At 69.5% G+C, this 7985-nt stretch carries 7 protein-coding genes; 6 read left to right on the top strand and 1 reads right to left on the bottom strand.

Going from position 1 to position 7985, the window contains the following annotated elements:
• Positions 1-38 precede the first annotated feature (38 nt).
• Entirely contained in the window at positions 39-455 is a 417-nt protein-coding gene (locus C8E87_RS03610) for a YbaB/EbfC family nucleoid-associated protein (RefSeq protein WP_133871764.1), read from the bottom strand.
• 261 nt (positions 456-716) lie between these two features.
• On the opposite strand from C8E87_RS03610, the gene C8E87_RS03605 reads away from it, so the two are divergent.
• The 6 genes from C8E87_RS03605 (at position 717) to C8E87_RS03580 (ending at position 7984) form a co-directional block, all read left to right on the top strand.
• Positions 717-1928 carry a cytochrome P450 gene (locus C8E87_RS03605; protein ID WP_133871763.1) on the top strand — a complete coding sequence of 404 codons (1212 nt, stop codon included), beginning with the start codon at positions 717-719 and terminating at the stop codon, positions 1926-1928.
• Complete coding sequence (locus C8E87_RS03600; RefSeq protein ID WP_133871762.1) at positions 1925-3166, top strand: amidohydrolase family protein; 1242 nt, start codon at positions 1925-1927, stop codon at positions 3164-3166. The genes C8E87_RS03605 and C8E87_RS03600 overlap by 4 nt, the downstream gene beginning before the upstream one ends.
• A gap of 504 nt (positions 3167-3670) precedes the next feature.
• Positions 3671-4003: a WXG100 family type VII secretion target gene (locus tag C8E87_RS03595; RefSeq protein ID WP_133871761.1), complete on the top strand. Its 333-nt coding sequence runs from the start codon at positions 3671-3673 to the stop codon at positions 4001-4003.
• Between the two features lie 29 nt (positions 4004-4032).
• Entirely contained in the window at positions 4033-4323 is a 291-nt protein-coding gene (locus C8E87_RS03590; protein ID WP_133871760.1) for a WXG100 family type VII secretion target, read from the top strand.
• A gap of 133 nt (positions 4324-4456) precedes the next feature.
• Positions 4457-5248: a hypothetical protein gene (locus tag C8E87_RS03585; RefSeq protein ID WP_133871759.1), complete on the top strand. Its 792-nt coding sequence runs from the start codon at positions 4457-4459 to the stop codon at positions 5246-5248.
• 51 nt (positions 5249-5299) lie between these two features.
• The gene (locus tag C8E87_RS03580) at positions 5300-7984 is read left to right on the top strand and encodes a hypothetical protein (protein WP_133871758.1); all 2685 of its coding nucleotides are present in this window, start codon (positions 5300-5302) and stop codon (positions 7982-7984) included.
• The last annotated feature ends 1 nt before the right edge of the window (position 7985 follow it).

The raw sequence follows: 7985 nt of genomic DNA, 5'->3' as shown, positions 1-7985 counted from the left end.
TCAGCCGCGAAAAAAGGGGGGTGCTGGGGTGTGTCCGGTCAGCGTGGGGGTGGTGTGATCCCGAACATGTCGCGCAGTTCGGCCGGTAGTGACGCCGGGTCGGGCATGTAGGTGTCCGCGGCGGTGGCCCCGCGCATCAGCGTGGCCGCGTCGGCGCCTTCGGGCATCAACGGTTGCAGGATCTGCGCCGAGCGGGTCAAGGCTTTGTCCTTGGCCTCGGCGTAGGTGGTCATCAGCACGGTGCTCAGCTCGCCGGGGGTCATCCGGCGGAACGCGCTGGTCGGGAACTGGACACCGGTCAGCACCCCGTTCTGCCCGACCGTGACAGCGACTTCACGCCGTGGTGAGGTCGCTGTCTCCGAGACCTCCCGCATCTTTTCCTGGGCGTCGTTCAAATTGCTGCGCTGACGCTCGAATTCGGCGAACAGCCCTTCCACGCGCGCGCTGAGATCCATCCCGCGCCTCCCTTCCCTGTTCCTTGAACCGCCAAGTGAATGTCGGAACGGCCCGGCCTGGAAGGGTCGAAACCAGCGAAGGAACGGTCGTGCAGCAGCTCTTCACGAGTGTCCACAGCACCGGAACATCGCAGGTGAACACAGTCACATCACGTGAGCCCGGAAAGATCGATCGGCATTTGTGTCCACTGTGGTGAACCGTCGGCCGTCACTCGCGTCCTAGGCGGTAGAACCTGAGTGCTCAGAAAGTGGGAACCACGCATGCCGGTGGAATCGAAGTACGACCTGAATTCCGACGACTACTTCAGCGATCCGTATCCGACCTACGACCGGATGCGCGTGCACGATCCGGTCTTCTTCGACGAGACCAAGGGCCTGTGGTACGTCACCCGCCACGCCGATGTGATGGCGCTGGCTCGCCATCCGGGCACCTCGGTGAACCGGGTCGAGGCGTTCTTCACCGGGGTTTCGCCGCAGCTGGCCGGTCAGGTCGCGGTTGTCCGGCGGTTCTTCTTCGACTGGCTGGTCTTTCTCGACCCGCCCCAGCACACCCGGCTGCGTCGCCTGCTGATGAAGGCCTTCTCGCCGGCGGCAGTGGCCCGTCTGGCCCCGGGCCTGAACGAGATTGTCGACGAGACTCTGGACGATCTGGCCGACCACGACGCCTTCGACGTCGTCAACGAGTTCGGCGTCCCGGTCACCCTCCGGCTCATCGCCCGCATGATCGGTATTCCGGATTCCGACATCGGGTCGTTCAAGGCTCTGGCGGACGCGGCGATCAAGCCGCTGACCTGGACCGGAGACCCCGACGGTAACGTCGTCGCGGCCCACGACGGCGTCGTTGGCCTGGAGGCGTTCTTCCGCGGGCTGATCCAGGAGCGCCGTCGCCGTCCCGCGGACGACCTGCTGACCCACCTCATCCAGGCGGGTGCCGGCGACCAGGCGATGACCGATCAGGAGATCGTCTCGACGTGCGCCATGCTGCTGGTCGCCGGACACGAGACCAGTGCCAACCTGATCGGTACGGGTCTGCTCGCGTTGCTGCGGCATCCGGATCAGCTCGCGTTGCTGCGCGACGATCCGGCGCTGATCGATTCGGCGGTCGAGGAGTTCCTGCGGTACGACGGATCGGGTGGCGGCATCGGCCGGATCGCGACCGAGCCGATCGAGTTCAGCGGAGGCCGGATCCCGCCCGGGCAGCTGGCTTTCGGCCTGACCCACGCCGCGAACCACGACCCGGCGGTGTTCGAGAATCCGGGCCGCCTCGATATCCGGCGTACGGACAACCGGCACCTCGGTCTCGGCCACGGCCTGCACATGTGCCTCGGCGCCCACCTGGCCCGCCTGGAGACCCGGACCGCGATCAGCGCTCTGCTGCACCGCCGGCCCCGGCTCACCCTGGTCACCGAGAAACCGCGCTGGATCCGGAGCCTGTCCCACCGTGGGGTCCAGGCGCTGGCGGTCGCCGGATGAGCCGATCGCCGATGGCCGAGGACGAGGACGAGGGGATCGTCCTCCGCGCCGGTGGGCTCTTCGACGGCCGCACGGGCCGCCACGGCGCCGTCTCGGTCGTCGCGCGCTACGGGATCATCACGGAGGTGGCTGACACGGTGGTGACCGGCGACCTTCCCGTCCACGATTTCGGCCCCGGCTCGTGGTTGCTGCCCGGCCTGATCGACGCCCACGTCCATCTGGTGTTCGACGGCAGCGCGGATCCCGTGGCCGCCCTCGCTGCCCGGGACGACGACGAGGCTCTGGCGCGGATGCGCGAGGCGGCCGCGGCCCACCTGGACGCCGGCGTCACGAGTGTGCGGGACCTGGGCGACCGGGGCTTCCTGGCGGCTCGGCTGGCCGAGCAGACCCGGTCGGACATGGCAGCCGGACCCCACATCGTGGCCTGCGGGCCGCCGATCACCACCCCGGGCGGGCACTGTCACTTCCTGGGGGGCGCGGTGACCGGGGTCGAGGGGCTGAGGGCGGCGGTCCGCGAACGAGCGGCGCGCGGCTGTGACGTCGTCAAGGTCATGGCGAGCGGCGGTAACATGACGCCCGGCTCGGATCCGGCCCGGTCGCAGTTCACCCGGGCCGAGCTCGAGGTCGTCGTCGAGGAGGCGCGGCGGCTCGGTCTGAAGGTCGCCGCGCACACTCACGGGGTTGCCGCGATAGCCGACGCCGTCCGGGCCGGGGTCTTCAGCATCGAGCACGTGACCTTCATGACGCCGGACGGCTCGGAACCGCCGGACGACTTGCTCGACGAGGTGGCGGGGAGTGGCGTCATGGTCAGCGCCTCCCTCGGCCTGCGCCCCGACCTGTGGGCTCAGGTGCCGGCAGCGGACCGGGCCATGGTCGAGCACTGGTACGAACTCAACGGCGAGCTCGCTAGGCGGGGCGCTCGCTTTGTGGTGGGTAGCGACGCCGGCATCGCGCCGTTCAAACCTCACGGCGTTCTGCCGTACGCGGCCGGTCAGCTGGTCGGTCAGCTCGGGTTCACTCCGGCGGAGGCTCTGACCGCCCTCACGGCCCGCGCGGCGGAGGCGTGCGGACTGGCCGGTCATAAGGGGTCGGTCCGCCGCGGGCTGGACGCTGATCTGCTGGTCGTTGGCGGTGATCCGCTCGCTGATCCGGCCGCGTTGCTCGACGTTCGAGCGGTTGTCCGCGGCGGCGTGCTCGTGCGGGCGGCTCCGGCCCGGCCGCCTGCATACCGACCCTGATCGAGCCGGGCGGTCCCGATCGACGACCGGGACCGCCCGGTGGTGGCCCGGCCGTCGCTCGGGGGCGCGCCGACCTACCACCACACCCCGGACGACGGGCCGGCAAGCAACAAGTTCACGGTTTGAACTCGACCGTTGCCATTGCGTCGGTAGGGAAGGAAGGACGTCGGACGGCGGGGGAGGGACGGTGACGGCGATGGCGATGTCCGCCGCTGTGGACAACCTGCAGCCGTCGCGGCGCGACCCGGTTCCGTCCGGGCGTGCATGGGTCCGACCACGAACGTGGGCCCGGCGGTTCACCGAACGTCATGGTTGTGCGGCTTGTTCGTCACGGTCGCACGGCCTCCGATCCGATCGGGCCGACTCGTCGTGCAATCCGGCGGGACGCTCGTGCAGGACCGGCATCCGGCGTTGGCGGGAATGCCGGGACCAAACAAACTAGCGCTGCAATCGCCGACCGGCGGCGATTCGGCGCACATTCGTACCGTTTGAAGGGATGGAACAGTGGCAACGCAGAATCTGGCCACCGCGACCGAAGGCATGCAACGGGCGGCCGACGAGTTCGAGTCGACGAACGGTGGTTTCCGGGCCATCAACTCGACGGTCAACAGCGCCATCGCGGAATTGGGTGTCTCGTGGACGGGCGAGGCGGCGATGAAGTTCCAGAATGCCATGGCGCAGTGGGAGCAGCTGTTCACCGGGGTGATGCGCGAGCTGGACGTGATGCGGGACAGCATGCTCGCCTCCAAGAGGGACTACACCGAGGGCGGTGACTCGGCCTTGGACGCCGTGAGCAGCTTCGGCAGCGCCGTGCCGCAGGGCATTCCGGGAATCTGAGACAACCTCGGTACAGGAAGGAAATTCTCATGTCTGATTTCAAGGTCAACTTCCCCGCCGCGAACAGTGTCGTCGACCAGGTCGCGGCGGCCAATCGGCAGATCTCCAACGATCTCGCCGCCCTCGATCCCAAGATCATGAATGCCCTGGCGATGTGGGAGAGCGACGATGCCCGGGCCGCCTACGATGCGGCCAAGCAGCGCTGGGACCAGGCTGCGGTGCAGATGAATCAGATTCTGGAGCAGGCGCGGTCGACCCTGACCAACGTCATCGAGAACTACAACGTCAGCAATCAGCGGGCCGCTGGTAAATGGCAGTGAGCCATTGACGAAGACGCTTCTGGGCCGCCTGGAATCTGCCGGGCGGCCCGGCGGTCGGAATTTTCCGGCGCACTGATCGACGACGGTACTGCTGGCCGGTCACCATCCATCTCTGTATGACGGGATTCAATTCATGAGTGTTGCTAACCCGCCTCCGAGCGTTGCCGCGGCCGATTCCATCGGCCTGCTCGATGATTACGCGCCGGCGCAGGGTCACCCCGAGGGCTGGCTTCAGGCAGTTCTTAACAAGATGGAGAACGACAACCTCAGGAGCGGCGGAAACCTCGCTTTCGACAGAATCGATCAGAACGATTACACCCCGGAGGAATATGCGGCCTGGAAGTGGTATCGAAAAGAGACCTCCGGCGATTCCTGGGCCAGGAACGTAGCCGACCACAACGCGGAGGGGGTGAAGTCTCCCGACACCTTCGTCGAGAACAAAGACTATGCCGCCCCGCCGCAGCTGCACATCAACCCGCCCGAGTTCAAGACCTTCAACGGTGATGCCGCCGGTGCCGGAACAATGGCGGTCAGCACGGCCGCGCTCAATCATTTTGTGGAGTTTCTGCGGCAGCTCGCTCCGGCCGGCGGGTCGGGCTTTCTGATGGAGGCCAGGGATGATCTGGTCAACGTCAACCCGCGGCCGGGCGCCTTCGCCGTGGGCACTCTCACTCGCGAGGTCTTTGTCGGCGACAACGGCCTCAGCGGGTTGGCCGGCGAAACGGCAACGGTGCTGAACAAAATTCAGGCATTCCTTTTTGACTTCGCTATGGATCTCGGAAAGATCGCCAAGGACTTCGAGGACACCGAAGAATTGAATGCCCTGACCGCGGACAAATTCAAGAGCTTGACCGTCGACTCGGATGGCGCGTGGGGTGCCGTCACCGAGGCCGATGTGAAGAGCGACTCCATAGCCGATCGCTGATCCGACCGCTCATTTCCTGTTCCCGTTTCGCTTCTTCCCCGAGGTTAGGTCATGCCGGACGCGGCTGATGAGAAAGAACGAGCAAGTTGGACGGACGACGCCGACAAGTCGGCCACCTTCGCGCCCAGGAGTGTCCCCACGGACAACCTGAAGGACTACGAGGGGTGGGCCAGCCAGACCGGTGGCTGGCGGCTCCTGCGTGCTGCTGTGCTGGGCGGCGCCGCGCTGTCCAACGAAGCAGCGCGGCTGGAAGCGGCCGGCCGGGTTGACCCTAACTCGTTGCTCGAGGCGGGTATGACATTCCTGAAGGTGCACGCGTCTTTGATCTGGGTCGAGTCCATGCTGCGGTTGCAGGCCGAGGCGATCGCCGGTGAGGGCCGAGCCTGGCAGGGGTCGGCCGCGGATGCGTTCCTCGAGAAGGTGGACAGTTCAGCCCGCTACATCCGGGCGTACGCCGAGCGCATCGTCGGCAACTCGGCCACCGGGAACACCTACCACGTTCCGAACCAGCTGGCCAACGCCGGGCAGATGCTTGCCTATACCCAGTACGCCGTCAGCCACTGGGAACACGAATATGCCTCGCTGGCGCGTGCCTCCGGCAGCCCGGTCGGGGAAGGCGGCCTGGTGGCGATCACCGGAAGTCTGTACGAGAAGCCGATGGCCCAGGCGATGGCGGCCGAGATCGACCGGCTGGCCGGCGTCTACCAGCAGGTGCGGGTCGACTCGTTCACACCGCCGGCCGACCTGAGCCCGGGCTCCAACGTTCCGCCGCCCGGTGCGCAGCCACCCCCGCCTGGGGCGCCTCCGCCCGGCGGCCTGCCGGCCCCGGGCGCGCCGCCTCCGTCGGGCCTGCCTGGCGGCGGCGGGGGTGCGGGTGGGGGCGTGGGCGGTCCGGGTGAAGTGCCGCCCCCGGCGGGTCCGCCGAACTTCGACAACGCGACGGGCCGGAACACCGGGGATCTGGGGAGCGTAGCCTCGCCGGTTCCACCGCCCAACCTCGGCGGCTCAGGCGGTTCCGGCAACGTGCCGTCACCGCTCGGGCCGAGCGACCTCGGTGGCTCGGGTGGCGCCGGCGGGCCGAACCCGGTCAGTGTTCCACCGCCCGCTCCGTTGAATCTGAACAACGCCCAGCCGCCGGCCGCTCCGGTGAACCCGGGCAACCCCCGGCCGCCGGCCGCGCCTCCGCCGGTTCGTCCCGGTGGCAGTCTTGATGGCGGCAACACCGGGGGACTGGGCAACGGGCCTCGGCCACCGGTCGCTCCGCCGTCGCTGGACGCCCGCAACCCAGGCGGGGCCGGCGGCGGGATCAACCCGCCGGCCGGTTCCGACCGTCCGGGTGGCGTTCCGGCTCCGCTGCCCCGCCCGTCGGCGCTGCCGGCCGGGCTCGGCGCGGGCGCGGCCGGCCCGGGGGTCAACGTCCCGAATCTGCCCGGTGCCCCCAATCTTCCCGGCGGCCAGGGTGGTCTCAACCCGGGTGGCGCCGGCGCCATGCCGCCCGGAGTACCGCCGGGAGCACCCGGCGGCAGCGGTGGTGGCTCCGGCGTACCCGATCGCCCGGACGCCAGTGGCCTGCTCGAAGGCGACGACGCGGCGTGGTCGCCGGGCGGCGGCCCGGTACTGGAGCCGCCGGAGGTCGGCGGGTTCACCCCGCCCGGCGGCGTCGGCCTGCAAACGCCCAGCAGCGTCGGCCCATCGACGGGTGGCGGCACCGGCCTGCCGGTCGGCCGCACCCTCACGACGGCCGGTTCGCCTGCCTCGACTGCGGGTACGGGCGCCGGCAGCGGGCCGATGGCTCCGGGAGCCCCGGCCTCCGGGCCGCAGGGTGGCAGCGGCAGCGGGGTGCCGGACCGGCCGGACGCGGCCGGGCTGGTCGAAGGCGACGCCGAGGACTGGCAGTTCGACGAGGTGGACGGCCCGGACGTGCCGACCGGGGGCACGGCCGCCGGCCGGACGGCGGGTCCCGCCGCGGTCGCGCCGGAGGTCCCGGTCGGGGCGGGCCCGGTGATGGCCGGGCCGCCGAGCAGTGGCGTACCCGGTTCGCCGGGCGGAGCGACGAGCGAGGCAAAGCGTCCCGAGGCGGCCGGTCTGGTCACGGCCGACGGCGTCGAGTGGGGGCCCGGATCGGCGTTCGCCGAGGACATCTCCGTACCCCAGTCGCCCCTTTTCGCCGTTTTTGGTGGTCCGCCGCCGGGGCCGGCGGGCGCGGGTGACCGCCCCGCCATCCCCGACAAGGGAGGCGACGGCCCGTCGCGTGACGGCAAGGCCGGCCCGGCGGAACCGGCCGAACCTGTGCTCGACGTCACGGCGGAAGAGTCGCCGGTCGCGGCGGCTGATGAGGTGCCGGTTGGTACAGCGGATGCAGCACCGGTTGTCGCGGCTGAAGCGGTACCGGTCGTTGCGGTGGAGCCGGTGACGGACGTCGCGGCCGAACCGGTGCGCGCCGAGTCGGCCGAGGGGATGCGGGTGGCCGCCGATCCGGCGGTTCCCGTACCACTCGTCCCGGCCGACGAGGTGGCGGAAGAACCGGAGCCCGTTCGCCCTGACGCCGCGGAGTTGCTCGTCGAAGCGACTGGCGCCTGGACCGAGGAAGCCGCGGCGAGCCCGCCCGACGACCTGGTGCCCCTCCTCGACCTCGAGCAGGTCGAGGAGGACCTCGCGGCGTGGGACGACACCGACGGAAGCTGGCTGCTGGGCGAGGACCCGCTGCCGCACGAGGAACCGACGAACAGGAGCTGAG

Source organism: Paractinoplanes brasiliensis (genome assembly GCF_004362215.1).
GTDB classification, from domain to species: Bacteria; Actinomycetota; Actinomycetes; order Mycobacteriales; family Micromonosporaceae; genus Actinoplanes; species Actinoplanes brasiliensis.
This window is presented reverse-complemented; position numbering and strand designations above follow the sequence as displayed.

Coding starts and splice junctions, on each gene's coding strand:
- C8E87_RS03610 (WP_133871764.1), bottom strand. CDS start 455: ATGGATCTCAGCGCGCGCGTGGAAGGGCTGTTCGCCGAATTCGAGCGT.
- C8E87_RS03605 (WP_133871763.1), top strand. CDS start 717: ATGCCGGTGGAATCGAAGTACGACCTGAATTCCGACGACTACTTCAGC.
- C8E87_RS03600 (WP_133871762.1), top strand. CDS start 1,925: ATGAGCCGATCGCCGATGGCCGAGGACGAGGACGAGGGGATCGTCCTC.
- C8E87_RS03590 (WP_133871760.1), top strand. CDS start 4,033: ATGTCTGATTTCAAGGTCAACTTCCCCGCCGCGAACAGTGTCGTCGAC.
- C8E87_RS03585 (WP_133871759.1), top strand. CDS start 4,457: ATGAGTGTTGCTAACCCGCCTCCGAGCGTTGCCGCGGCCGATTCCATC.
- C8E87_RS03580 (WP_133871758.1), top strand. CDS start 5,300: ATGCCGGACGCGGCTGATGAGAAAGAACGAGCAAGTTGGACGGACGAC.